Source organism: Burkholderia sp. 572 (assembly GCF_040545135.1).
In the GTDB taxonomy this organism is placed as follows: domain Bacteria; phylum Pseudomonadota; class Gammaproteobacteria; order Burkholderiales; family Burkholderiaceae; genus Burkholderia; species Burkholderia cepacia.
On sequence record NZ_JBEPLH010000006.1, the window covers coordinates 161,754 to 185,631 of the forward strand.

The window sequence follows — 23,878 nt, forward strand, 5'->3', positions numbered from 1 at the left end:
TGGCGGCCGCTTTGCGGCCGGTGCGGGCGACCGCGCCGGCCACGCGCGGCCTTTTCGGGAGTGTCGCTTCATGAACCGAATTCTCATCGGCCTGATCGTCCGACGCATCGCGCTCACCGCGCTGACGTTGCTGATCGTGTCCGCGATCATCTTCACGATCACGAACCTGCTGCCCGGCGACGCCGCGCAGGCCGCGCTCGGCCAGTCGGCGACACCGGAGACGGTTGCCGCGCTGCGCCAGCAGTTCGGCCTCGACATGCCCGCGCACGTGCGTTACGCGCACTGGCTCGCCGGCCTGATGCACGGCGATTTCGGCCGTTCGCTGTCCGGCGACATGCCGGTGTCGGAGATGATCGGCGGACGCCTGCCGAAGTCGCTCACGCTTGCGGCGATCACGACCGCCGTGTCGGTGCCGATCGCGCTGCTGCTCGGCATCCTCGCGGCGGTCAAGCGCGAGTCGCTGGTCGACCGCGTGATCAGCCTCGGCACGCTGTCGCTCGTCGCGACGCCGGAATTCCTGATCGCGACCGTCGCCGTGCTCGTGTTCGCCGTGAAGCTGCGCTGGCTGTCCGCGTTGTCGTACAGCGGCGAGATCGAAAGCCTGCACGATTTCCTGCGTGCGTATGCGATGCCGGTGCTGACGCTGTGCGCGGTCGTGATCGCGCAGATGGCACGCATGACGCGCGCCGCGGTGATCGAGCAGTTGAGCGCGTCGTATGTCGAGATGGCCGTGCTCAAGGGCGCGAGCCCCGCACGCGTCGTGCTGCGCCATGCGTTGCCGAACGCGATCGGCCCGATCGCCAATGCGATCGCGTTGAGCCTGTCGTATCTGCTCGGCGGCGTGATCGTCGTCGAGACGATCTTCAACTATCCGGGCCTCGCGAGCCTGATGGTCGACGCCGTCAGCAACCGCGATTTCCCGCTGGTCCAGGCGTGCACGATGATCTTCTGCGTCGCCTACCTGACGCTCGTGCTGTTCGCCGACCTGTGCTCGATCGTGTCGAACCCGCGACTGCGGACCTGACCGTCCCGCCCTTCTTCCGAGATGCCGCCCATGCACCCGACCGACCCCGTTCAACGCAGCAACACGCTGCCGCCGTCCGGCGAACCGCGCCCGCCGTGGGGCGGCGCGACGCCGCCCGCCGCCCCGGCCCCCGACCAGCCGCGCAAGCGCCGTTCCGCACGCATCGAATTGACGGCCGGCGGCCGTGTCGGCCTGTCGATGGTCGGGCTGATGCTGTTCATCGCGGTGTTCGCCCCGCTGCTCGCGCCGCACGACGTGGGCGCGATCGTCACGCCGGACGTGTTCGCGCGGTTCAGCGCGAAGCTGCCGTTCGGCTCCGACTTCCTCGGCCGCGACATGCTGAGCCGGATCCTGTACGGCACGCGCCTGACCGTGCTGCTCGCGCTCGCCGCGGTGCTGCTCGCCGCGCTGACAGGCACGACGCTCGGGCTGCTCGCGACCGTGTCGGGCCGCGCGGTCGACGAGACGATGAGCCGGCTGCTCGACGCGCTCACGTCGATTCCGTCGAAGATGTTCGCGCTGATGTTCGTCGCCGCGTTCGGCTCGTCGCTGCCGCTGCTGGTCCTGACCGCAGCGGTCAGCTACATGCCGGGCTCGTACCGGATCGCACGCGCGCTGGCGGTCAACATCAGCACGCTCGAATTCGTGCAGGTCGCGAAGGCGCGCGGCGAGAGCGCGCTGTACATCGCGTGCGTCGAGATGCTGCCGAACATGATTCATCCGATGCTCGCCGATACGGGCCTGCGCTTCACGTTCGTCGTGCTGCTGCTGAGCGGCCTGAGCTTTCTCGGGCTCGGCGTGCAGCCGCCGTATGCGGACCTCGGCTCGCTCGTGCGCGAGAACATCGCGAGCCTCGGCGACGGTTCGGCTGTCGCGATCATGCCCGCGGTCGCGATCGCGATCCTGACGGTGGGCGTCAACCTGTTGATCGACGGTCTGCCGCATCGCGGCCGCCGCAAGGGCGCGGCCGCGGCCGCCGGAGAACACTGATGCGAGATCAATCGACTCCGCTCGTCGAGGTGCGCGGGCTGCGCGTTGTCGGCGGTCGCCCGGGCGCCGCGGAAACGACGATCGTCCACGACGTCGACTTCGAGATCGGGCGCGGCGAGGTGCTCGCGCTGATCGGCGAATCCGGCTCGGGCAAGACGACGATCGCGCTGTCGCTGATGGGCCACGCGCGCACCGGTTGCCGGATTGCCGGAGGCTCGGTGAAGATCGGCGGCACGGACGTCTGCAGGCTGTCGGCGTCGGGCCTGGCCGCGCTGCGCGGCCGCAAGGTCGCGTATATCGCGCAGAGCGCGGCTGCCTCGTTCAACCCGTCACGCACGATCCTCGACCAGGTGATCGAGAGCGCGCTGATTCACCGGACGATGTCGAAGCGCGATGCGCAGGCAAAGGCGGTCGAGCTGTTCCGCGCGCTCGCGCTGCCGGAGCCGGAGACGATCGGCAAGCGCTATCCGCACCAGGTGTCGGGCGGGCAGTTGCAGCGGCTGATGGCCGCGATGGCGCTGATCACCGATCCGGAGCTCGTGATTCTCGATGAACCGACCACGGCGCTCGACGTCACCACGCAGATCGACGTGCTGCAGGCGTTCAAGAGCGTGATCCGGCGCTACGGGATGAGCGCGGTCTACGTGTCGCACGACCTGGCCGTGGTCGCGCAGATGGCCGACCGGATCGTCGTGCTGAGCGACGGCGTGATCCGCGAGACGGGCGACACCGAACAGATCCTGCATGCACCGGCGCACCCGTACACGCAGAGCCTGATCGCGGCGGTCACGCCGAACGATGCGCAACGCGACGGGAAACCGGCGCCGGCCGACCTGGCGCCGTTGCTCAAGGTGCGCGGCGCGGTCGCCGGTTACGGCGGCCGCAACGCGAAGGGCTGGCCCGCGAAGCTGATCCTGAACGAAGTCGACCTGCGCATCGGGCGCGGACAGACGGTCGGCGTGATCGGCGAATCGGGCTCCGGCAAGACGACGCTCGCCAAGGTGATCGCGGGTCTGGTGCCGGCGGCGGCCGGGAAGATCCTGCTCGACGGCGAGCCGCTCGCGCGCGATATCGGCAAGCGCACCAAGGAGCAGCACCGCCGGGTGCAGATCGTGTTCCAGAACGCCGACACCGCGCTCAATCCGGTGCATACCGTCGAGCGCACGCTCGCGCGGCCGCTCGCGTTCTACCACGGGATCAAGGGCGCGCGTGCGCGGCAGCGCGTCGCGGAGCTGCTCGAACTCGTGCGGCTGCCGCAGGCGGTGGCCGCGCGGCGCACCGGCGAGCTGTCGGGCGGGCAGAAGCAGCGCGTGAACCTCGCGCGCGCGCTCGCGGCCGAACCCGACCTGATCCTGTGCGACGAAGTCACGTCGGCGCTCGACACCGTGGTCGGCGCCGCGATCATGGACCTGCTGCGCGACCTGCAGGCGAAGCTCGGCGTGTCCTACGTGTTCATCACGCACGATATCGCGAAGGTGCGCGCGATCAGCGACGACATCGTCGTGCTGTATGCGGGCCGCCGCGTGGAGACGGGCAGCCGCGACGCGTTGTGCGCGCCGCCTTATCACCCGTATTCGCACCTGCTCGTGTCGTCCGCGCCGGAGCTGCGCGCGGGCTGGCTCGACGATGCGGCCGAGCGCTGCCATCGGCCGCTGGTGCCGATCGGCGAGCGCGCGGACGACGGCGAGCTGTGTCCGTTCCTGTCGCGCTGCGCGATGCGGGTGGACGGCCTCTGCAACCGGACGCCACCGGTGCTGCGCAGGCTCGACAACGGCGCGCAGGTGCTGTGCCATCGCAACGAGGAAGACCTGGCGCGCTTCCAGGCCGAGCCGACGCAGGCGGGTGCCGCGCCCGGGCAGCCCGTGCAGCTGTAATGCGCGACACGCCGCCGTTCGGCGCGCGCGACGTGGCGGCCGGTGCACCGCATAGTCTGCTGCGGCGGTCGCGCAAAACGGCGATTTGCGCGCGTGCCGTGCGCGAATACGCGGCAACTGCGGTTTTTGATGGTGATTAAATGATTTCCCGTGAACGGCAGCCGATCGTCGTCGCCAACAAGCTCGAGAAGGACCCGATGAAATTCGAATCGTACTGGCTGGATACCCGCCCCGCATTTCGCGCGGGCTGCGAAGGCCCCGTCGAAGGGCGCGCCGACGTGGTCGTGATCGGCGGCGGCTTTACCGGCTTGTCGGCGGCGCTCGCGCTGGCGCAGCGCGGCGTATCGGTGGTCGTGCTCGAGGCCGCGCAGGTCGCGGGCGAAGCGTCCGGCCGCAACGGCGGCCAGTGCAACACGGGCGTCGCGCAGGATTACGCGTCATTGGCCGCGCGCATGGGCGCGGAGCCGGCGAAGCAGTTCTATCGCGCATACGAAAGCGCGGTGAAGAGCGTCGAGACGATCGTCACCGAACACGCGATCGACTGCGATTTCCGGCGCGCGGGCAAGCTGAAGCTCGCCGCGAAGCCGCAGCATTTCGCGGGGCTGGCGAAGACGTTCGACGCGTTGCGGCGCGACGTCGATCCGGATATCGAACTGATCGAACCCACGCGGATTCGCGATGAAGTCGCGTCCGACGGCTTCTACGGCGGACTCTTGCAGCGCAACGGTGCGCAGATGCACATGGGCAAGTTCGGTGTCGGGCTTGCGCACGCGGCGGTGCGCGCGGGTGCACGCGTCTACGAGCATGCGGCCGTCACGCAGCTGGACCGGCTCGACGGCGAGCGGCACGCGATTACCTGCACGCGCGGCAGGATCGTCGCCGATCGCGTGCTCGTCGCGACCGGCGCATCGCAGCACGGCCCGTTCGGATGGTTCCGGCGGCGCATCGCGCCGGTCGGCAGCTTCATCGTCGTGACCGAGCCGCTCGCCGACGCGCAGTTAAACCGGCTGTTCCCGCATCGCCGTGCGTACGTGACGTCGCGCCAGATCGGCAACTACTTCCGCGTGACGCCCGACAACCGGCTGCTGTTCGGCGGCCGCGCCCGCTTCGCGATGTCGAGCCCGCGCTCCGACGCGAAAAGCGGCGACATCCTGCGGGCCGGCATGGCCGGTTATTTCCCGGAACTGGCCGACGTCCGGCTCGACTACTGCTGGGGCGGGCTGGTGGACATCACCGCCGACCGGCTGCCGCGCGCGGGCCAGCACGACGGACTCTATTACTCGATGGGCTACAGCGGCCACGGCGTGCAGATGTCGGTGCACATGGGCCGCGTCATGGCCGACGTGCTGTATGGCGCGACGGCCTCGAATCCGTGGCGCGAGCTCGACTGGCCGGCGATGCCCGGGCATTTCGGGCACGCGTGGTTCCTGCCGTTCGTCGGCGCGTATTACCGGGTGCAGGATTTCCTGCACTGAAGCGGGCGCCGGGGAGAATTCAACATGAAAGCGCGTTTCGTTTGCCCGTCAGCGGGCGTCGCCTTGCCGGGCGTGACACCGCAGGCGGCGACATGAGGACTGCCAGCATGCTCGACCTGATTCACGATTCGGTCGAAGACACGACGCCATGCACACCGCGCGTCGCGCGGCCCGTCTCGCCGGCGATCGGCGATGTGCTGCGCACGATCGACGCGTCGTTCGCGCAGCCGCTGAATCTCGACACGCTCGCGGCGGTGGCCGGGTTGAGCGTATCGCGTTTCACCGCGCGCTTTCGCAGCGAAACCGGGTTGTCCCCGCACCGGTATCTGTGCCTCGTCCGGGTGCGGCGCGCGCAGGACCTGTTGCGCGCCGGTGTGGCGCCGTCGGTCGTCGCGACCGACGTCGGTTTCTTCGACCAGAGCCATCTGTGCCGGCATTTTCGGCGGGTGCTCGGGATCACGCCGCGCGATTGCGTGGTCGCGCGACCGGGCGGTGCATCGGCGCGCACGACGTCGGCGCGCGCGCACACCGAACGCCGCGCGGGCGCAAGTGCGGGCGGCGTGCACACCTGACGGGATTCCGGCGGGTTCGCCGGCGAACGGAGATTTCCAATATTGCGCGACGGTTTTCGATCCGGCCGCCGCGCACTGCAGAGGAGCAGAAATGACCGCAGCTTTCGTGTTGCATCGTGCCGACGGCGCGCCTTGTTCCACCTCGTTCCGCAAGCAGGCGTTCGGCGAGGGCGATCCCTTTGCGCGACATCGGGAGATCGCCTGGGAAGGCCCCGACTCGATGGCCGCGGGACGTATCGCCTTCGTCGGCGAACTCGACGTGGCGCGCTTTCCGCACATCGAAACGATCGCGGTCATCGAAGGCGAGCTGACGCTCGAAGCGGCCGGGGCCGCGCCGCTGGTGCTCGGGCCGGGGGAAGGGGCAGTCATCGGCGCCGGCACGGCGCTTCGCATCGCCGCGGAATCGCGCGTGTTGTTGATGTTCTGCGCAGCCGAGTGCACGACGCCGACGAAACACGGCCTGTTTCCGCTGCGGGCCGACGCCGACTTCAAGCCTTCCGCATCGCTGCCGCCCGAGGTGCTGCTCGGCCCCGCACCGCAATGCCGCAGCGACAACGTGTTCCTCGACGACGGTGCCGGGTATTGCGCCGGTACGTGGGATTCGACGCCCTATCACCGGATCGTTCGCCCGCATCGCGTCAACGAGTTCATGCTCCTGCTGGCCGGCAGCGTGCGGTTCGCCGCCCCCGACGGCAGCGTGCTGTCGCTCGGCACCGGTGATGCGCTGTTCGTGCCGCGCGGCGCATCGATCGGGTGGGAAAGCAGCGAACGCGTCGCGAAGTTTTACGTCGTGCAGAACGTACGTGCCTCAACCGAACGAGACTGACCATGTCCCCACCGCTGCGCCTTATAGAAACCTCGCCCACGCCGCCGGCATCGGCCGACGTCGTCGTGATCGGCGGCGGCATCATCGGCGTCTTTACCGCCTATTACCTGGCCCGGCGCGGGGTATCGGTCGCGCTCGTCGAGAAGGGGCGAATCGGCGCCGAGCAGTCGAGCCGCAACTGGGGCTGGTGCCGGCAGCAGAACCGCGACGAACGCGAATTGCCGATGGCGAGCAAGAGCATCGATCTGTGGGAACGATTCGCCGCCGAATCCGGCGAAGACACCGGCTTTCATCGCTGCGGGCTGTTGTATCTGAGTAACGACGAGGCCGAGCTGTCGCGCTGGGCGAACTGGGGCGAGTTCGCGAAGACCGCGGGCGTGACGACATACATGCTCGACCGCAAGCAGGCCACCGAGCGCGGGCACGCGACCGGGCGGACGTGGAAAGGCGGCGTCTTTTCGCCGACCGACGGCACGGCCGACCCGGAGAAGGCCGCACCGGCCGTCGCCGCCGCGCTGATGAAGCTCGGCGGCAGTGTCCACCAGCACTGCGCGGCGCGCGGCATCGAACTCGAGGGCGGGCGTGTCGGCGGCGTCGTCACGGAGGCCGGCGTCATCAAGACCAGGACGGTCGTGCTTGCCGGCGGCGCATGGGCGTCGTCGTTCTGCCGCCAGCTCGGCATCCGCTTTCCGCAGGCGTCGATCCGTCAGTCGATCCTGAGCGTGTCGCCTGTCGAGCATCCGCTGCCGGATGCGATGTATACGTCCGGCGTGTCCGTGACGCGCCGCAGTGACGGACGCTACGCGCTGGCGATCAGCGGTCGCGCGCGCGTGGACGTGACGCCGCAGTTCCTGCGATTCGCGCCGCAGTTCTTGCCGATGTTCGCGAAGCGCTGGCGCAATCTTCTGCCGGGCTGGCTCGAAGGCGTGCGCGGCGGGCATGAAACGCTGAAGCGCTGGCGGCTCGATGAACCGACGCCGATGGAGGCGGTACGCATTCTGGATCCGAAACCGGACATGCCGACGGTCAACGAGACCCACCGCCGCGCCGCCGAACTGTTTCCCGAACTTCGCGACGCGAAGATCACGCACGCATGGGCCGGGTTCGTCGACAGCACGCCGGACGGCGTGCCGGGCATCGGCGAAGTGCCGGGTGTGCCGGGGCTGATCCTTGCCGCGGGCTTTTCCGGTCACGGCTTCGGCATCGGGCCGGGCGCCGGGCATCTGATCGCGGATCTCGCGACCGGTGCGCAACCGCTGGTCGACCCGGTGCCGTATCGGCCGGAACGGTTCAGCGATTCCGCGTGGGGCAAGGTCGCGGATTTCTAGTACGCGGGGCGATGGCGGCCACGGCGCGGACCGTGGTCGTGCCGATGGCGCGAATCGTCGACGGACGCGCCGCTCTCAACCCGTCGACAAGCTTCGATCGGCCCGTTTTATCCGACCGCTTCGGCAGACCGTCGTTCGTGCCGTTCGCGGGCGTGCAGCACCGCCTCAAGGACATCCTGCAATGAATTCATCCGTCATTTCCCCCGTTCGTCACCTGATGCAAGCCGGCAGGCTGGATCGTTTCTTCATCGACGGCGACTGGGTCCTGCCCGACGGCGGCGACCGGTTCGCGGTCGTGTGCCCGTCCACCGAGGACACGGTGTGCGACATCCCGCTCGGCAGCGCACGTGACGCCGACCGGGCCGTCACCGCCGCGCGTCGGGCCTTCGAACAGTGGTCGGCCACTTCGCCGCAGGCGCGCGCCGCGCTGCTCAATCGCGTCCACACGTTGATGCTGGAGCGGGCGGAACTGTTCGCCACGGCGCTGGCCACCGAGATGGGTGCGCCGATCACCTATGCGCGCGCCGCGCACGTGCCGCTCGCGGCCGAGCATATCCGGGTCGCGCGCGACAATCTCGCGCGTTATCCGTTCGTTTCCCGACGCGGGACGACCGCGATCGTACGCGAGCCGATCGGCGTGTGCGCGCTGATCACGCCGTGGAACTGGCCGATCTACCAGATCACCGCGAAGGTCGGCCCGGCGCTCGCGGCCGGCTGTACGGTCGTCCTGAAACCCAGCGAGCTGTCGCCGCTCAGCGCATTGCTGTTTGCGGAAGTGATCGCCGATGCGGGGGTGCCGGCAGGCGTATTCAACCTGGTGAGCGGCAATGGTGCGGAGGTCGGCTCCGCGCTTTCGTCGCATCCGGAGGTCGACATGGTGTCGATCACCGGATCGACCCGCGCGGGCGTGCTGGTCGCGCAGGCAGCCGCGCCGACCGTCAAGCGCGTCGCGCAGGAGCTCGGCGGCAAATCGCCGAACATCGTGTTGCCGGATGCGGACTTGCAGCAGGCGATCGCACCCGGCGTCGCCGCCGCGTTCAGGAACATGGGCCAGTCGTGCAGCGCGCCGACCCGCATGATCGTGCCGCGCGCCGCGCTCGGCGCGGTCGAGGCGCTGGCCGTCGCGGCAGTGGAGCGGCTGGTGGTCGGCGATCCGTTCGCCGAGGCGACGACGCATGGGCCGCTTGCCAATCGCGCGCAGTTCGGGCGGGTCGCGCAGATGATCGACGCGGGCATCGACGAACGGGCGAAGCTCGTCGCCGGCGGCCCGGGGCGGCCGGCGGGATTCGATCGGGGCTTCTACGCGCGGCCGACCATTTTTTCCGACGTGCGCACCGACATGACGATCGCGCAACAGGAGATTTTTGGTCCGGTCCTCGCGATCCTTCCCTACGACACGGTGGAAGAAGCGATCGCCATTGCGAACGACACGGTGTACGGGCTCGGCGCGCATGTGCAGGGCAGCGACCACGAAAGCGTACGCGCGGTGGCCGCCCGCATCCGGGCAGGGCAGGTACATCTGAACTATCCGGCATGGGATCCGCAGGCGCCGTTCGGCGGCTACAAGCAGTCGGGCAATGGCCGCGAGTACGGGATCGAAGGGATGGAGGACTACATGGAAATCAAGTCGATCATCGGCTTTTACGACTGACGCAGCCGCTGCGTGCGAACGCGGCGGCAGCACGGACTGGAAGCCGCTTACTTTCGGAAGGTGCCGAAATTGGAAAAACCTGTCATTCCCGATACGTCGCTGCAAGCGCATCACGCGCATTGGGCAAGGCTGCGGCGCGATCTGCATGCGCATCCCGAGCTGCGATTCGAAGAACACCGGACCGCCGACGTCGTTGCCCGCGAGCTCGACGCGCTCGGCTATGCGGTATCGCGTGGGCTGGGCGGCACGGGCGTCGTCGCGAGCCTGCCCGGTGTGGACCCGGCGCGCGGCATCGTGCTGCGTGCGGATCTGGATGCACTGCCGATCCAGGAAGCCAACGACTTCGCGCACGCATCGTGCACGCACGGGATCATGCACGCATGCGGGCATGACGGCCATACCGTCATGTTGCTCGGCGCCGCGCGCATCCTGAAGGAACTGCCGCCATTGCCGGGTGCCGTTCATTTCGTGTTTCAGCCGGGAGAAGAGGGCGGCGCGGGCGCGCGCAAGATGATCGACGACGGGCTGTTCGAGCAATACCCGACCGAAGCGGTGTTCGGCATGCACAACTGGCCCGGCTTGCCCGCCGGGCATTTCGGATTGCGTACCGGCCCGATCATGGCCGCGGGCTCGCGCTTCAGGATCAAGGTGACCGGCAAGGGCGCGCACGCGGCGCAGCCGCATCTGGGCATCGATCCCGTTCCGCTCGCGTGTTCGATGGTGCTGCAGTGTCAGACCATCGCCGCGCGGCACAAGGATCCCGTGGACCCTGCGGTCATTTCCGTCTGCATGATCCACGCGGGCACGACGGACAACGTCATTCCGGACAGCGTCGAGCTGCGCGGGACGATCCGCACGCTGTCGTCCGCGTTGCAGCAGAAACTCCAGACAGATGTGCAGCTCACGTGCGAGGGGCTGGCGCGCGCGTATGGCGCGCAGGTCGACGTCGAGTTTTTCCAGTATTACCCGGCAACGGTCAACACGCCGGCCGAGACGGCGCTGTGCGAAGCGGTGATCGGCGACACGTTCGGTGGCGAACGCCTGTACCGCGACGTGCCGCCGAACATGACGTCGGAGGATTTCGGCTTCATGCTGGAGGAGCGGCCCGGCGCTTACGTGCTGATCGGCAATGCGCCGGAGGGCGCGGCGGCACCGTCGCTGCATCACCCGAAGTACGATTTCAACGACGAAATCATCCCGGCCGGTGTCCGGTATTGGGTCGCGCTGGCGCAGCATTACTACAGGCGATCGTCGTGAACCTGTGCCTGATATCGGGGCGCGGCATCGTGCTGCGTTAGATATGGGACGTGCGCACGCTACTCGACAGCGTGCGCACTCGTGCAGGTGTTGCCCGGCGTCGCGCAGCCCGCGAACGTGCGGGCGGTGTATCCGGCTCGGCTGGCTGCGTCGGCGAAGGTGCAGGCGTGCGTCGACTTTCCGGCGGACGTATTCGGCCGCATGGCCTGGCCGGCCGTGTTCAGTGCCAACCTCCGCCGTGTCACGGCCGTCGTATCGTCAGGCCACGCTGCCGAGGCGCGTCGCCAAATGACCGCATGCGATGAAAGCCATCCTGGTAGCTGATTGACGATTGCAGGAAGATCGTCTTTTGTCATACGACAAAGGTTTCACGCTCTCCGACAAGTTCGCCTGTCCACAGGCGAATTGCGCCAAGGCAGGACCGTCTTCACGGAACCGCGCAAATTCTCAGGATCGAAACGTTCCGACATGCAGGCCGTCGAGCCCACACGATTCGTGATCCATAGCATTTTTCACCCCATCGGATCGGCCGCAAACCAGGCGCAGAGTCGAAATGCATTTCCTCTCCCCCTGCCGGCATCGATGATCCCTGGAGCCGGTACCACGGTGCATCGCCGCCCCGCGTTTCTTTGGCGTTACGTTTTTTTTGCGTTGCGATGTCCTCCTCCTTCGTCTGTTGCCGGCCCGCTTCGGTGGAACGGTGCCTGGCATCGTTAATGCATGTGTGGTCGGTGTGATGAGCAAACGAGGGCCGCAGCTGCACGCTCGACACACGCATCGGGTGTCTGCCGTTTGCGGGTGCAGTCGCGGTCATCACAGGGCGACGTGACCGACGCCGGTGGCGGTCACGTCGTCACGCGAGTGACGATGCGTGGCGCAATTCGTATGAGGTTGTTTCAGGCATCGACGTCCCCCAGGGTTCGCGGTCGCCAGACACTCAATGCTCAGGCCAGGCGTTGTTCCGATGACATACCTCCGGTTTTCACGCAGAGACCAGTGAAAGGAGTTCTCCAATGAAATCCCCACTCAAGCTTGCCGTGGCATGTGCAGCGATCTTGTTCGCGACGGCATTGATGAGCCCCGTTTGCAACGCGGGAGCGTCCGGTGCTTCCGCCTCACACAAACGCGTCGAGCCGCCACCGCGCGCGGCCGTCGCGACGGAGATCGTGCCAGGCGTGGCGGAAGACGAGAAACGGAATGCCGAGCGCGAGCATGGCAGGGGACCGACCTTCAACGAAGGCAAACATCGTCGGGCCAACGGCGACTTTCAGCGCGACTAAGCACGAAGGAGATCACAATGAAGAAGCTCATCCTCGCATGGGTGCTGGTGCTCGGATTCGCATTCGGCCAGATGCCGTCCACCGTGCTCGCCCAGACCACCACGGCGAACGTCCTCGTGCTCTATGACGCCCCACCGAACGACCCGTACACGAAACTCGGCATGGCTTACGCGATCATGCTGCGCAATCTGCTTGGCCATTTCAACACCAATGTCACGCTTGCGCCCGTCGACAGCTATACGGCCGGAACCGTCGAAAAGTACCAGGCGACTTTCTACCTGGGGAACTATTACAACAACACCCTTCCTGCCGCATTTCTGTCGGACGTCGTCAAGACGTCGAAGACGGTCGTCTGGTTCAAGGACAACCTGTGGGAAGTCGCGTGGGATCCGTCGTACAACTTCACGGCCCGCTACGGATTCACCTTTAGCGGGATCAGCGGGCTGGCCTACGCGCCGACCAGCAGCAACCCGAACCCGGACTTCTTTGACACGGTGCTCTACAAGAACATGAGCATGGTCAAATACTATGCGTTCAACGCGAGCACCGGCGTCGTCAGCGCGGACCCGGACATCGGCATCACCGCTGTGTCCGACGCGACGAAGGCCAGTGTACTCGTCACCATCAAGGACAGTCAGACCGGTGCGCAGGCGCCGTATGTCATGCGCGCGGGCAATTTCTGGTACTTCGCCGACATGCCGTTCTCGTACATCGGGCCGCGCGACCGGTACCTGGTGATCTGCGATCTGCTGCACGACATTCTCGGGACCAACCAGCCGGTGCTGCATCGCGCGATGGTGCGTCTGGAGGACGTCAACGCGTTCACGACCTCGTCGTCGATGAAGACGCTGACCGACTACATGTATTCCAAGAAGATTCCGTTTTCGATTGCGACCATCCCGCTGTACCAGGATCCGCTCGGCGCCTATAACGGCGGCGTGCCGCTGACCGTACACCTCGCGCAGGCGAGCAGCCTGAAGCAGGCGCTCAATTACGCGCTGATCCGGGGCGGCAGTATCGTGATGCACGGTTACACGCATCAATACAATTCGACGCCGAATATCGACAACGCGGTCAGCGGCAATGACTACGAGTTCTGGCTGGCGACGCAGAACCGTCCGGTGGACGAAGATTCGACACAGTGGGCATCGAACCGTCTGAAAGCGGGCCTGCTGGAGCTGTCGACGAACGGCTATGTTCCCTTTGCGTGGGAAGCGCCGCACTACCAGTCGTCGCCTCTTTCGATCAAGGCCGTTCCGCCGCTGTTCAAGACGACGTACCAGCGGGTCGTCTACTACACGTCGGATCAGCCGAACCTGAATTCGACCGCGCCGAATCACGATTTTTCGGTCGGGCAGTTCTTCCCGTACATCATCAATACCGACTATTACGGGCAACGGGTGCTGCCCGAGAACCTCGGGAACATCGAATACAACATCTGCGGTATCGATCCGTTCTCGTGTCTGTCCTATACGTGGCAGGATCTCTACACGAATGCACAGTACGCGCTGACGGTTCGGGATGGTTTCGCATCATTCTTCTTCCATCCGTTCTGGCTCGAGCCCGATCTCGGCACGCCCGGGTTCCAGGATTTCCAGAGCCTGGTGAACGGGATCACCGGTCTCGGCTTTCAGTGGGTCGCCGGGAATGGCGTCAAGTAGATGATTCCGGAATCGGGAGGGAGCCGGGGAGCCGGGCTCGACTCCCTCGCCGGGTTCGATGGCGCCACGTTTCGCATCGCCTGATGGGGAGTGAGATAAATCCAAGGGGATCGGGCCGGAAAATCTGCTCGCGGCCGCACACGTTTTTCTATTGCGCCCCGCCGTTCTGGCAGACCGAGGGCTACGGCGTTGCATTTCCGTTCGAGGAGTACGAGCAGATGGCGGCCACCATGCGGACCCGCGCCGGCAAGATCATGGTCAGCATCAACGACCATCCGGATATCCGGCGGGTGTTCGAGGGGTTCGAGATGGAGAAGGCCAGCCTCAACTACACGGTAGGCAAGAGCGGCCGCGATGCCGCGCGCGGCGAGCTGATCGTGTACAGCTGGGATCGGGCGGCCGCGCCGGCCGGGCTGTTCCAGAGGCAATGCGGTAAAGTATCGCCTTCGCAGGGGGCCACGCTGAGAGAGCAGCGCCCTTGCTGGACCAGGAGAAAAATTGAATAGCCGATAACCGCTACACCTACGGCACCTGGCACAATCTGCGGCCCGTCGACGTCTTTGCCCTGGTGGCGCTCGACGAGACACGCAAGCAACTCGGCCTGGACGATCTGGCCGCCGCGTCGGCAATGTTGCTCGGTGAGGGCGACGTTCCTGTTCCGGGCAAGTTCGCTGGTGCTACGCCGGGGACTTCCGTCGCCTCGCTTGCCGCCCGGAAACTGTTTCCCCAAATACTGCCGTTTCGCCTGCCGATGATCACGGGCGTCGGGTTGTCCGGTATTCGAATCTCCTTCACCCACCGCCTCGGCGCGTGGGTCGGCCGGACGATTCCGGTCGTAGGCGAGGTGTTCCTGGCTCGCGATGCGTTCCTGCTCATGCGCAATACCGTGACGACCTACAACCGACTCGTGAAGCCCGAGGATCGGGTGCTCTGAGCCATGAAAGACGATACCTGGGAACGTTTTGAAGCCTTCACCCGGAAGGAACTCGGCCGGCCATTGTTCGGTGGCCAGTTGAACCTTCAGCCGGAATCGCGGCTTGAGGAGGATCTCGGCGTGACTGGCCTGGATGGGGTTGAGTTCATCGACAAGTGGGCCGAGACGTTCGGCGTCGACGCCCAAGGGTTCCCGTACCGGCGCTATTTCGGCCCGGAAGGCCAGGAACTGCTGTCGTCGCTCATTGGGTTGTTCGTGAAGCGGCTGCGGCCGCCGAAGCGCCACCCGCTGACGCTCGGCATGCTGGCGGAGGCAACGCGACGTGGGAAGTGGGATACGGACGCGATCGAGGCTGCTGCAGGGGAGTGATCGTATTTGAGAGGACCGGTCGGCATAGCCGACCGGTCTTTTTCATTGGCGGAAATATAGTTGAGCCACGTGAAATTTTTCCATCCACCCATTTATCGCGCTTCAGCCGGTGCATTTATCGCGCGCGGCTTCATTCGTCGGAACGAGCGGGACGCGGCGCACGGACGTTTCGCATGGACGTCGCCGCCGGTAGGAGGCGACGTCGCACGGATCGATCGCTGTGCCGGTTACGCCGCCGACAGCACGATCGACACCCCCGTCGCCGTATAGACCGGCGTCGCCTTGAAGCCGTCGACGGTCACCGTCGCGAATTTCGCGGCGCCCGCTGCCGCGTCGATCAGCGCGATGGTGTCGCCGGCCTTCGGCGCATAACCGTTCACGAACTTCACGTGCAGCGTGCCGCCCGCGACGGTGAACGCGCCGCCCACGCGCAGGCGGCCGCCGCCGTTGCCGTCGATGTCGAGTTCGAGCGTCGTGTTGTCGAGCTGCGTATAGCGCGTCGCGATCGTGACGGGCGCACCCGCCGCGATCCGGATGCCGCCGCCGGCGCCGACATACACGTCGCCGTTGCCGAACGCCGTCGCGGACGCCGCGGCGAGCGTGCCGCCGCTGACCTGCGTGCCGCCCGTATAGCTGTTGTTGCCCGCGAGCGTCAGCGCGCCGCTGCCTTGCAGCGTCAGCTTGCCGGTGCCCGTGATGTCGTTGCGCCACAGGTCGGCGGCGTTGAGGCCGCCCTTCGACGCATCCATCGCGACGATCACGTTGCCGTTGAATGCGCCGTAACCGTCGGCGGCCGCGAACAGGTTCAGCCGGCCCCAGCCTTCCGCATCGTCCATCACCGGGTAGCCGGACGGCAGTTCGGTGGTCTTCAGCACGACGCGCCGCTGATCCGCGCCCAGGTACGGAAAACGCGTCTGCAGCAGGATCTCCGCCCCCTTCGGCACGACCGGCGGCGCGCCGGTCGCGTCGAGCGCGCCGAACCCGTAGGTCATGCGGCGCGCGAAGGCCGCCTTGTTCGTCGCGTAGTCGGCGAAGCGGTCGGTCGCCGTCGTGCCCGAGCGTGCGAATGCCGCGAACGTCGAACCGGTCGTGCCGGTGAGCTGCTGCAGCGTCTGGTGCGCCTGCCCGTAGGCGGCCTGCGCGTCGTTCGCGTACGCCGCGAGATTGGCCGCGCTGATCGCCAGCGCGAGCATGCGCCCGCCGATCACGTCGAGCGGCGAGTGCATGCCGGCGAGGATGCGGTTCTCGCCGAGTTCGAGGCCGCGGCTGACCATTTCCTGGTAGCGCTCCGGCACGAGCCACGCCATCGTCACGGCGTCGCGCATCGCTTCCGCCTGGTGGCCGCTGATGAACCCGCCGTCGGTCGCGGGCGTCGTGCTTTCCGCCGGCACGAGCGTGGGGGCGACGACGACACCCGTGCTCCAGCGGTACGGCCGCGCATACTTGTAGAAGCGTTTCGCGGGTTCGGTCGACGCGTTGTTGCCCATCTCGTTGAGCAGGTCGACGACTTTCCCGAAGCTCGCGTTCGCGCTGCCGCCCACGCCCACGTTGTTGCCCGTGTCGTTGTACAGGACGGTCGTCGCGTCGGCCGGCACGCTGGTGATGCTGGTCGTCTGCTGCGCGGCGGTACGCCATGCGGAAGTGAGCGGCCCCATGCCGTCGGTCACGCTGTAGCCCTTGCCGCGCCGGTCGTCGTAGTACGCGGCGTCGGCTTGCTGCGGCGTGCGCGCGGTCGTCGCGTTGACCACGTATTGCACGTTCGCCCGCAGCACCGTGTCGTTCAGGATCGTGCCGCACGGCGTGCCGTTGCCGGGCAGCCCCGTGCAGGTCGACGGCGAAATGGCCGGAAACGCGCCGTTGGCCGGCGCGCTCACGCCCGCATCGACGAGCATCGTCGACGGCTGCCACAGGTCGAGGAAGCGGCTGACCACGCGCACCGCGGCGTTCGTCGACAGCGTGGCGTAGCGCGCATCGCCGCGCTGGTTGGTCGCGACGTTGTCGACGAAGGCGGGCACGCTCGGAACCGGCGCGCTGTCGACGAAACCGGGATCGGCCGGCGGCGCCGGCATGGCCGCGCTGGTCGGGGTGGTCGAGGCGACATCGTCGCCGCCGCCGCACGCGGCGAGAACGATCGCGCTCGACAGCGCGGCGACATGCAGCGGGAAACGGCTTCGTGACGCAAACATGCAAGACTCCATCCTGATGGTCAAAGATGGCGAATTGTGGTGACGATTCGTTACGCGGCCGTTAAGGATTTGTTGCGTGTCGTACTCCGTGCGCGAAAATTCCCACTATCTGGTTAATTCCCGATACTGAACATCTCGGATGCCATTTTTACGCACCCGAGACGGATATGTGGCGGCGTGCCGCTACGCGCCGGCCATGCGTGTGGATGGAAAGTCCGGCGGCCTCGATATCGAACAACGATCCCTGTTGCCGCAACGACCCATGACGGAACAGTGGCCCGGGGCAATCGTTGGTGTGCAACCCGCGGCCCGGAGCCGCGACTCGACCCGTGGCCGTCATGCCGAGCGCGCGATCGGCTCCGTTTCCGCGCAACACACCCGGTTTCGGCCTTCGCGCTTCGCGCGGTAAAGCGCCATGTCCGCCTGATGCGACAGCGCGTGCACGGAGGCGGGGCGTGCGCGATGGCCGGTCGCGCAGCCGATGCTGACGGTGAAGGGCGGAACGGGTTCCGCGAACCCGTCGAGCCGGTTGCGTTCAACCTCGCGGCGAATCGCCTCCGCGACCTTCGCGGCGCCGCGTTCGTCGGTGTCGGGCAGCACCGCGACGAACTCTTCGCCGCCGTAACGCGCGGCGAGGTCGCCGCGCCGCTGCGTATGGGCACGGATGCATGCGGCGAGGAACCGGAGCGCCGTGTCGCCGCGTGCATGCCCGTATCGGTCGTTGTACTGCTTGAAGTGGTCGGCATCGATGAACAGCACCGACAGGCTGCCGTCGTGGCCGCGCTGGAGCCGTTCCCATTCGTCGGCCAGCGCGACGTCGAGCGCGCGGCGGTTGTGCAGGCCGGTCAGTGGATCGGTGCGCGTGAGGTCGGTGAGCAGCGTCTGCTTGCGAAGGTTGTCCCGCAACGCGAACGCGAGCAGCCAGACGACCGCGCAGAAGAGCGCGCAGAGGAGCGACGCCGACACGCCGACCGACCACGACATCCGGATGAAGCCGGCCAGCACGTCGGCTTCGGCGGGCGCGACGACGGCGATCAGCGGTGTGCCGGGCACCCGCTGGAACGTATAGAGCCGCAGCGTTCCGTCGATGCGCGAATACGCCGCATAAAAGCCCGAATCCTGGTTCAGCATGCGATCGAAGGCTTTCGAGTGGCGCAGGCGAACCATCTGGTGATCGTTCAGCGACGGGTTGCGGGCGAGGATGGTGCCGTCCGCGCGCACGATCGCGCTGATGCCGTGCGGCCCGACGTCCAGCCGCGACAGCAGCTGGTCGAAATAGGCGAGGTCGATCGCGACCACCGCGATGCCGTTGAACGTGTGGTCCGGTCGTTCGATGCGCCGGGAGAGCGCGATCGATTCCGTGCCGCCGCGCGAGCGCGCGCGATAGGCCTCCGACACGTAAAGGCCGACGTTCGGCGAGTCGCGATGGACCTTGAAATAGTCGCGATCGCCGAAGTTCCAGTGATGGGACGGGCCGCAGCACGCGTCGATCAGCCGGCCTTCGCGGTCCGTCACGCCCATCCCCGTCACGTATTGCGCGGCCGCGCGCTGGAACAGCAGGTCGTGCCGCAGCCCGGCGTCCATGCGTCGCACCTCCGGCTTGCCGAGATCGGCGGAGAGCGCGATCAGCGCGTTGTTGGACGTTTCGACGGTCCGCGCGATCTCGCTGACCAGCACGGCGGCGACGTTGCGCGAGGTTTCGTGCGCGTGCTCGACGACTTCGCTTCTCGTGGCCCAGAGCGTGGCCGCGCTGATGCCGATCGCCGCGAGCGACATCAGGGTGCCCAGCGCGCCGACGACAAGATGGTTTCGTCCCGCCCAGTCGGCGATTTTCTCGATGGAGGTGGATGCGGACATGCTGGCGCTCGCAGGGGAGGCCCGGCGCGATGAACCGGGCTGCGCTGAAACCCGGGTTAACGGCAGGTCGTCGAAGAAATCGAGGCCCGGATGCAATGCAAGTGGGCGCGGTGCGGCACGCAAACGTGTGCGTGCCGGGTGCTCGACGGGGCGCGTATCGGAAAGCGCGAGCGGGGGCGCGGCCGGTGAAGCGATCGCGTTGCGGGCCGGACGATCGGCGCGGCGGAATCCGGAACGCGGGCCTGACGCGGTGCCGGCGACGTCCCGTCCACGCGATCAAGCCGGCCCGGCCGCGTCCGTCTCCGCGTCATCCGTCGCCGCCGCGTGGCGCGCGCGTTTCAGCGTACCGGCCAGCTTCTCGATCGCATGCAGGTCCAGCGTATCGAGATGCTCGCGCACCTCCTGCACGAAGGCCGCGTAATCCTGTTCGTCCGCGTACTGGCCGAGCCATTCCTCGATATCGGTGAGCTGCCCGTTGCCGGCGAGCCGGATCAGCGCGTCGAGTGCATCGTCGGGCGGGCAGCCCATCGCGGGCGCGGTGCCGCCCGGCACGACCTCGTCCGCCGCATGAAACCGCCGCACGAGCTCCGATGCCGGCACGAGCACGTGCCCGACGGCCGGCGCGACGATCGCGAACGAGAACGACGTGCCGATGCCGGGCTGGCTTGCGACGGCCAGCTCGCCGCCCATCGCGCCGACGATGCGCTGCGCGATGAACAGGCCGAGCCCGGTGCCGCCGTTGACGGCCTGTACCTGCTGGTACGCGCGGAAGATGTCGCGAGTGCCGCTGATGTCGATGCCGATGCCCGTATCGGCGACCTCGAACAGCAGGCGCCATGCGTCGCCTTCGCGCGACGCATGCACCGACAGCGTGACCGTGCCGTCGCGCGTGAACTTCGATGCGTTGGACAGCAGGTTCAGCAGCACCTGCTGCAGCCGCATCCCGTCGACCGACATCGTGCGCGGCAGCGGGCTGGCCGGCCGGTACACGAACCGGTTGTCCTGCTGCGCGCACAGCGCGAGTGCATAGTGGCCGATGTCGTCGAGCAGGCCGGGCAGGTCGGTCGCGTCCGGCGACACGCCGAGCGGCTGCAGCTCGGCTTTCGTGAACGCAAGGAGTTCGTCGATCAGCGTGAGCTGGTAGCGGATGCTGCGGTCGATCGAGCGGATCAGCCGTGCCTGGCCGCGCGTCGCGCCTTGCAGCAGCAGCTTCGCGTAACCGTTGATCGTCGACAGCGGCGCGCGCAGGTCGTGGCTGACGTAGCCGAGCGTCTCGATCTTCTGCTGCATGTGCGTCGTGACCTGCTGGAGCGCGTCGTTGAGCGCGAGCGTGCGCCGTGCGACTTCGTCGCGCAGACGATCCTGTTCGGTGAGCTGCCAGTGTTCGAGCCGCTTGCGCGCCTCGGTGCGCTGACGGCCCACGTGGTGGATCCACGCGGCCAGCACCAGCAGGTGCGTGGCAAGCCCGACGATCGCGATGACGGGGTTCGGATAGATGTCGGACTTGAGCCAGGACAGCACCGGCGGCAACGCGTCGATGCCGTCGAGCACGCGGATCAGCATGTTGAAGGTGGCGAACGCGATCGCGATCAGCATCACGCGGCCGGTCGGCGTGCGGCGGACGGCGAGCCACAGCGCGAGGCTGATGTTGACGATCCCCAGCGCCGCGTTCAGCCGCAGGCAGAACCACGTGAAGGTCAGCAGGTCGCCGCAGGCGGCGCCGGCCACGCCGACGAACTCGAGCGCGAGGAATGCCATGTAGACCGCGCGCAACGGCAGCCTGGCCTGTTCGCGTCGGGCGACCGTCAGGATGAAGACGATGAAGCAGGCGATCGCGAGGTACACGAAGATGATTTCGCCGCGTGCCGACCACTCGCGCAGCGCGGGCGGCAGCGCCATCGCCGTATAACCGCGGTAGGCCGCCTCGAACAGCGTCGTGCCCAGTGCAATCCCGGCCAGTACGTAGAACACGCCGCTGCGCGAAAAGAACCCGATCAGCAGCGCGCACCACACGAGCGCGAGCAGCCCGCCGAAGAAACCGAAGTCCCACATCGTCGCGCGCCGTTCCAGCGCATCCCATGCCGCACGGGTGAATGCCGCCGGCGCGAGCCGCATCTCCTTGCGCGACGTGACGCGGATCAGCACGGGGATGCTTGCGCCGGCGGGCAGCGTGACGTCGAGCGTCGGGTAGCGCGACGGCGGCCCGGCCGCATCGCCGCCGGCATCGGCGGCCGGGAAGCGGCCGTCGAGCGTCCACCGGCCGTTCCGGCCGACATAGAAGTCGGCATGGTCGACGCGCGCATCGCGAAGCGCCAGCACCAGCGGCCGAGCGGCGCTGTCACGGTTGGTCAGCGTCGCGCTGACCCACCATGCCGACCGCGAAAAGGCGATGTTGAACGAGGGCGCGGTCGTCGTGGACGCATCGTGCGGCTGATCGGCAACGCGCGCGGCGACCTGTTCGGCGGTCATCGTCGTGCTCGTGTCCTCGAACACCGACACGGCTTCCAGTTGCGCGGGGTTCGGCGTCGCTGCCGCGCGGGCCGTCGCGCAGGTGACGGCCAGTGCGATCAGAAGCAGCAGCACCGCGCGCCATCCGGCTGCCCAAGCCGCGTCGCGACTACACATCGGGATGATGCCCGCCGGGTGTGGGCGGCGCGTTGACCGCATGGCGCTGGCGCCGCCAGTCGGACGGCGTGATGCCGAAGCGTTCGCGGAACGCCGTCGCGAAATTGCCGGGCGTGGAAAAGCCGATTTCCTCGGCGATGTCGCCGATCCCCATCGACGTCTCCGCGAGGAAATGCATCGCGGCGCGCAGGCGCGTGTCGCGCAGGTACTCGAACACGGTCAGGCCGAGCTGGTCGCGGAACACGCGCGACAGCCGTTTTTCGTGGGTGCCGACCTGCCGGGCGAGATCCTCGAGCGCCGGCGGATGGCGCAGGTCGCGCAGCAGGACCTCGGCCGCCGCGCGCACGAGGGCCGCCTCCGGGTTGTCGGGCATCTCGGGCAGGTGCGCGAACGGCTGGCTGCGCCGCGCGCGCTTCAGGTGGTTGCGGATCCGGGCCAGCACTTCGGTCGGCTCGAACGGCTTGACGATGTAGTCGATCGCGCCGGTTTCGAGCCCCGCGATGCGATCCTCGAGATCGCCCGCGGCCGTGAGGATGATGACCGGGATGGACTGCGTCGACGGCGTCGACGCCAGCAGCCGGCACGCGGCGAAGCCGTCCATGCGCGGCATGCGGACATCCATCAGGATCAGGTCGGGCGCGATCGCCTGGGCGCGGTGATACGCCTGCAGCCCGTCGAACGCGACGCTGATCCGGCACCGCGCGGCCCGCAGGATTTCGGTCAGGAGCCGCAGGTCGTTCGGGCGATCGTCGACGACAAGAATATGGGCGTCGGCGAGATCCGGCGTGGAGCGAAGCGACGCCGGGCTGGACGAGCGGGATGACATGGTGGCGGACGCGGTGGAAGGGTGGTCGGTCGGATTGAAAGCTTCGCTTTCAGCGCGATTGTTGCGAAAAATTATATGTCGACAACAGTACCGATTGTGAGGATTCCGTGCGGCCCGTGTGGGCATATTCGGCGGGGCGCCGCGCAGTTTCGGCACCGGCGTTCCGCCGAATGGAATCGGAGTGGAAAAACATGCCGAAGTGCATTTTTAATATCGGTCTTTATTTCCGGATTTTATCGGTTGACGAATCGAATTGGCCCGCAGAATGAATTCGAACGAGTTATGTCGAGAGACGATGCCTTCCAGTGTGAAGTTGATGCGCTGAATCGACGCTCGCCTGATTAATTTCTTTTTGCGGGACGGTCAAGATTTATCCGGATGAAAACCGGATTTCGAGCGGGAATGTATGAATGTAAATGCCGTCCGCTCGGGAAAAGTTTTTTTCCGCTCCAGAAAAGATGCGTTTGAACGGATGACCGCACACTAGCCCCGGCGCGGCTGGAATCGGTTCTTCGAGGGGAACGGTTTTGCAAGGATTCCTGCCGCTGCCCTATTCAGATGACGCGATATTCAATGTGACATCGAATGATGGCAATTCTCAGGATGTGGGAATGCGATGACGGACAAGAAAATTGGCACGAGGGTAATACAAATTTCATAATTTTCCGAATGAGTGCGTATACAAGATAAGCGGAAAGATTGTGAGGTTGGTCAGGGTGTGACGCATCGACCAAAAAAATCGTCAAGAAAATTCGACCGATTAAATCGATGCGGGGGCGTTCGGCAAGTCAGGCGCTATTTCCGGAAATCCGGAAAAGCGTTTGACTGCCGGCGGAGAAGGTGAGCGGCTGCGCGCGCAGCCCGGCGGTCTGATCCGTCCGGGTGCGATCGCGCAGCGCGTTCTCGAATCAGGCGGGCACGAAAAACATGAACGCGACAGGCATGGCAGGTCAACGCACCGGTTCGAGCGAACCGGGTGCGCATGCTTCATACCCGGGGACTACTCGGCGTCATCCTCCTCCTGAATGAATCGTGACGGGCCGCCCCGGGGTTCGGGTCGGCATCCGTCCATCCGGCGTCTGAACGACGCCTTCCCATGAAATTCGAGGTCGCCGCCGGCTCGGCGCGACGGCGCGCGCATGC

19 protein-coding genes and 1 pseudogene are annotated in these 23,878 nt (G+C 66.8%); 16 read left to right on the forward strand and 4 right to left on the reverse strand.

The window, feature by feature from the left end; translation table 11 throughout:
* Window positions 1-70: 70 nt before the first annotated feature.
* From ABIC51_RS13725 to ABIC51_RS13800, 16 genes and pseudogenes are all read left to right on the forward strand, one after another.
* Window positions 71-1,024 carry an ABC transporter permease gene (locus tag ABIC51_RS13725; RefSeq protein WP_027792824.1) on the forward strand — a complete coding sequence of 318 codons (954 nt, stop codon included), beginning with the start codon at window positions 71-73 and terminating at the stop codon, window positions 1,022-1,024.
* Window positions 1,025-1,054: 30 nt separating this feature from the next.
* Window positions 1,055-2,014 carry an ABC transporter permease gene (locus tag ABIC51_RS13730; RefSeq protein WP_027792823.1) on the forward strand — a complete coding sequence of 320 codons (960 nt, stop codon included), beginning with the start codon at window positions 1,055-1,057 and terminating at the stop codon, window positions 2,012-2,014.
* Window positions 2,014-3,888 (forward strand): ABC transporter ATP-binding protein, encoded by a 1,875-nt coding sequence (locus ABIC51_RS13735; RefSeq protein ID WP_354006518.1) that lies wholly within the window; start codon window positions 2,014-2,016, stop codon window positions 3,886-3,888. The genes ABIC51_RS13730 and ABIC51_RS13735 overlap by 1 nt, the downstream gene beginning before the upstream one ends.
* Complete coding sequence (locus tag ABIC51_RS13740; RefSeq protein WP_155706102.1) at window positions 3,888-4,028, forward strand: hypothetical protein; 141 nt, start codon at window positions 3,888-3,890, stop codon at window positions 4,026-4,028. Before ABIC51_RS13735 ends, ABIC51_RS13740 begins: the two co-directional genes overlap by 1 nt.
* 57 nt (window positions 4,029-4,085) lie before the next feature.
* The gene (locus ABIC51_RS13745; protein ID WP_034196295.1) at window positions 4,086-5,363 is read left to right on the forward strand and encodes an NAD(P)/FAD-dependent oxidoreductase; all 1,278 of its coding nucleotides are present in this window, start codon (window positions 4,086-4,088) and stop codon (window positions 5,361-5,363) included.
* A gap of 107 nt (window positions 5,364-5,470) precedes the next feature.
* On the forward strand, window positions 5,471-5,935 hold the full coding sequence (locus ABIC51_RS13750; protein WP_051363326.1) for a helix-turn-helix domain-containing protein: 465 nt from the start codon (window positions 5,471-5,473) through the stop codon (window positions 5,933-5,935).
* 91 nt (window positions 5,936-6,026) lie between these two features.
* Window positions 6,027-6,761 carry a cupin domain-containing protein gene (locus tag ABIC51_RS13755; RefSeq protein WP_175853887.1) on the forward strand — a complete coding sequence of 245 codons (735 nt, stop codon included), beginning with the start codon at window positions 6,027-6,029 and terminating at the stop codon, window positions 6,759-6,761.
* Between the two features lie 2 nt (window positions 6,762-6,763).
* Complete coding sequence (locus ABIC51_RS13760; protein ID WP_059699513.1) at window positions 6,764-8,089, forward strand: NAD(P)/FAD-dependent oxidoreductase; 1,326 nt, start codon at window positions 6,764-6,766, stop codon at window positions 8,087-8,089.
* Between the two features lie 181 nt (window positions 8,090-8,270).
* Window positions 8,271-9,740: an aldehyde dehydrogenase family protein gene (locus ABIC51_RS13765; RefSeq protein ID WP_354006528.1), complete on the forward strand. Its 1,470-nt coding sequence runs from the start codon at window positions 8,271-8,273 to the stop codon at window positions 9,738-9,740.
* A 69-nt stretch (window positions 9,741-9,809) separates the two neighbouring features.
* The gene (locus ABIC51_RS13770; protein ID WP_119336412.1) at window positions 9,810-10,997 is read left to right on the forward strand and encodes a M20 aminoacylase family protein; all 1,188 of its coding nucleotides are present in this window, start codon (window positions 9,810-9,812) and stop codon (window positions 10,995-10,997) included.
* An 11-nt stretch (window positions 10,998-11,008) separates the two neighbouring features.
* Window positions 11,009-11,201 (forward strand): annotated as a pseudogene (locus ABIC51_RS13775) (LysR family transcriptional regulator); the annotation flags it as partial.
* Between the two features lie 809 nt (window positions 11,202-12,010).
* Window positions 12,011-12,277 (forward strand): hypothetical protein, encoded by a 267-nt coding sequence (locus tag ABIC51_RS13780; protein ID WP_138143348.1) that lies wholly within the window; start codon window positions 12,011-12,013, stop codon window positions 12,275-12,277.
* A 17-nt stretch (window positions 12,278-12,294) separates the two neighbouring features.
* Window positions 12,295-13,938: a DUF2334 domain-containing protein gene (locus ABIC51_RS13785; RefSeq protein ID WP_027792814.1), complete on the forward strand. Its 1,644-nt coding sequence runs from the start codon at window positions 12,295-12,297 to the stop codon at window positions 13,936-13,938.
* A gap of 218 nt (window positions 13,939-14,156) precedes the next feature.
* Window positions 14,157-14,444 carry a DNA methyltransferase gene (locus ABIC51_RS13790; RefSeq protein WP_138143349.1) on the forward strand — a complete coding sequence of 96 codons (288 nt, stop codon included), beginning with the start codon at window positions 14,157-14,159 and terminating at the stop codon, window positions 14,442-14,444.
* A complete protein-coding gene (locus tag ABIC51_RS13795) occupies window positions 14,441-14,872 on the forward strand; it encodes an STM2901 family protein (protein ID WP_354006529.1) in 432 nt (143 codons plus the stop codon). Before ABIC51_RS13790 ends, ABIC51_RS13795 begins: the two co-directional genes overlap by 4 nt.
* Window positions 14,873-14,875: 3 nt before the next feature.
* Window positions 14,876-15,241 carry a DUF1493 family protein gene (locus ABIC51_RS13800; protein WP_027792812.1) on the forward strand — a complete coding sequence of 122 codons (366 nt, stop codon included), beginning with the start codon at window positions 14,876-14,878 and terminating at the stop codon, window positions 15,239-15,241.
* Between the two features lie 227 nt (window positions 15,242-15,468).
* Here ABIC51_RS13800 and ABIC51_RS13805 read toward each other — a convergent pair whose 3' ends face one another.
* The 4 genes from ABIC51_RS13805 to ABIC51_RS13820 form a co-directional block, all read right to left on the reverse strand.
* On the reverse strand, window positions 15,469-17,427 hold the full coding sequence (locus tag ABIC51_RS13805; protein WP_354006519.1) for a phosphatase PAP2 family protein: 1,959 nt from the start codon (window positions 17,425-17,427) through the stop codon (window positions 15,469-15,471).
* 336 nt (window positions 17,428-17,763) lie between these two features.
* Window positions 17,764-19,284: a sensor domain-containing diguanylate cyclase gene (locus tag ABIC51_RS13810; protein ID WP_175853898.1), complete on the reverse strand. Its 1,521-nt coding sequence runs from the start codon at window positions 19,282-19,284 to the stop codon at window positions 17,764-17,766.
* A gap of 276 nt (window positions 19,285-19,560) precedes the next feature.
* Complete coding sequence (locus ABIC51_RS13815; RefSeq protein ID WP_175899605.1) at window positions 19,561-21,909, reverse strand: sensor histidine kinase; 2,349 nt, start codon at window positions 21,907-21,909, stop codon at window positions 19,561-19,563.
* Window positions 21,902-22,735, reverse strand: coding sequence for a response regulator transcription factor (locus ABIC51_RS13820; protein ID WP_027792808.1), 834 nt, complete (start codon window positions 22,733-22,735; stop codon window positions 21,902-21,904). The genes ABIC51_RS13815 and ABIC51_RS13820 overlap by 8 nt, the downstream gene beginning before the upstream one ends.
* Window positions 22,736-23,878: the final 1,143 nt, after the last annotated feature.

Excerpts from the sequence above, each read along its gene's own strand:
- ABIC51_RS13785 (WP_027792814.1), top strand. The coding sequence starts at position 12,295 with ATGAAGAAGCTCATCCTCGCATGGGTGCTGGTGCTCGGATTCGCATTC.
- ABIC51_RS13735 (WP_354006518.1), top strand. The coding sequence starts at position 2,014 with ATGCGAGATCAATCGACTCCGCTCGTCGAGGTGCGCGGGCTGCGCGTT.
- ABIC51_RS13780 (WP_138143348.1), top strand. The coding sequence starts at position 12,011 with ATGAAATCCCCACTCAAGCTTGCCGTGGCATGTGCAGCGATCTTGTTC.
- ABIC51_RS13760 (WP_059699513.1), top strand. The coding sequence starts at position 6,764 with ATGTCCCCACCGCTGCGCCTTATAGAAACCTCGCCCACGCCGCCGGCA.
- ABIC51_RS13725 (WP_027792824.1), top strand. The coding sequence starts at position 71 with ATGAACCGAATTCTCATCGGCCTGATCGTCCGACGCATCGCGCTCACC.
- ABIC51_RS13740 (WP_155706102.1), top strand. The coding sequence starts at position 3,888 with ATGCGCGACACGCCGCCGTTCGGCGCGCGCGACGTGGCGGCCGGTGCA.
- ABIC51_RS13765 (WP_354006528.1), top strand. The coding sequence starts at position 8,271 with ATGAATTCATCCGTCATTTCCCCCGTTCGTCACCTGATGCAAGCCGGC.
- ABIC51_RS13730 (WP_027792823.1), top strand. The coding sequence starts at position 1,055 with ATGCACCCGACCGACCCCGTTCAACGCAGCAACACGCTGCCGCCGTCC.
- ABIC51_RS13790 (WP_138143349.1), top strand. The coding sequence starts at position 14,157 with ATGGCGGCCACCATGCGGACCCGCGCCGGCAAGATCATGGTCAGCATC.
- ABIC51_RS13750 (WP_051363326.1), top strand. The coding sequence starts at position 5,471 with ATGCTCGACCTGATTCACGATTCGGTCGAAGACACGACGCCATGCACA.
- ABIC51_RS13800 (WP_027792812.1), top strand. The coding sequence starts at position 14,876 with ATGAAAGACGATACCTGGGAACGTTTTGAAGCCTTCACCCGGAAGGAA.
- ABIC51_RS13745 (WP_034196295.1), top strand. The coding sequence starts at position 4,086 with ATGAAATTCGAATCGTACTGGCTGGATACCCGCCCCGCATTTCGCGCG.
- ABIC51_RS13820 (WP_027792808.1), bottom strand. The coding sequence starts at position 22,735 with ATGTCATCCCGCTCGTCCAGCCCGGCGTCGCTTCGCTCCACGCCGGAT.
- ABIC51_RS13810 (WP_175853898.1), bottom strand. The coding sequence starts at position 19,284 with ATGTCCGCATCCACCTCCATCGAGAAAATCGCCGACTGGGCGGGACGA.
- ABIC51_RS13805 (WP_354006519.1), bottom strand. The coding sequence starts at position 17,427 with ATGTTTGCGTCACGAAGCCGTTTCCCGCTGCATGTCGCCGCGCTGTCG.
- ABIC51_RS13755 (WP_175853887.1), top strand. The coding sequence starts at position 6,027 with ATGACCGCAGCTTTCGTGTTGCATCGTGCCGACGGCGCGCCTTGTTCC.
- ABIC51_RS13815 (WP_175899605.1), bottom strand. The coding sequence starts at position 21,909 with ATGTGTAGTCGCGACGCGGCTTGGGCAGCCGGATGGCGCGCGGTGCTG.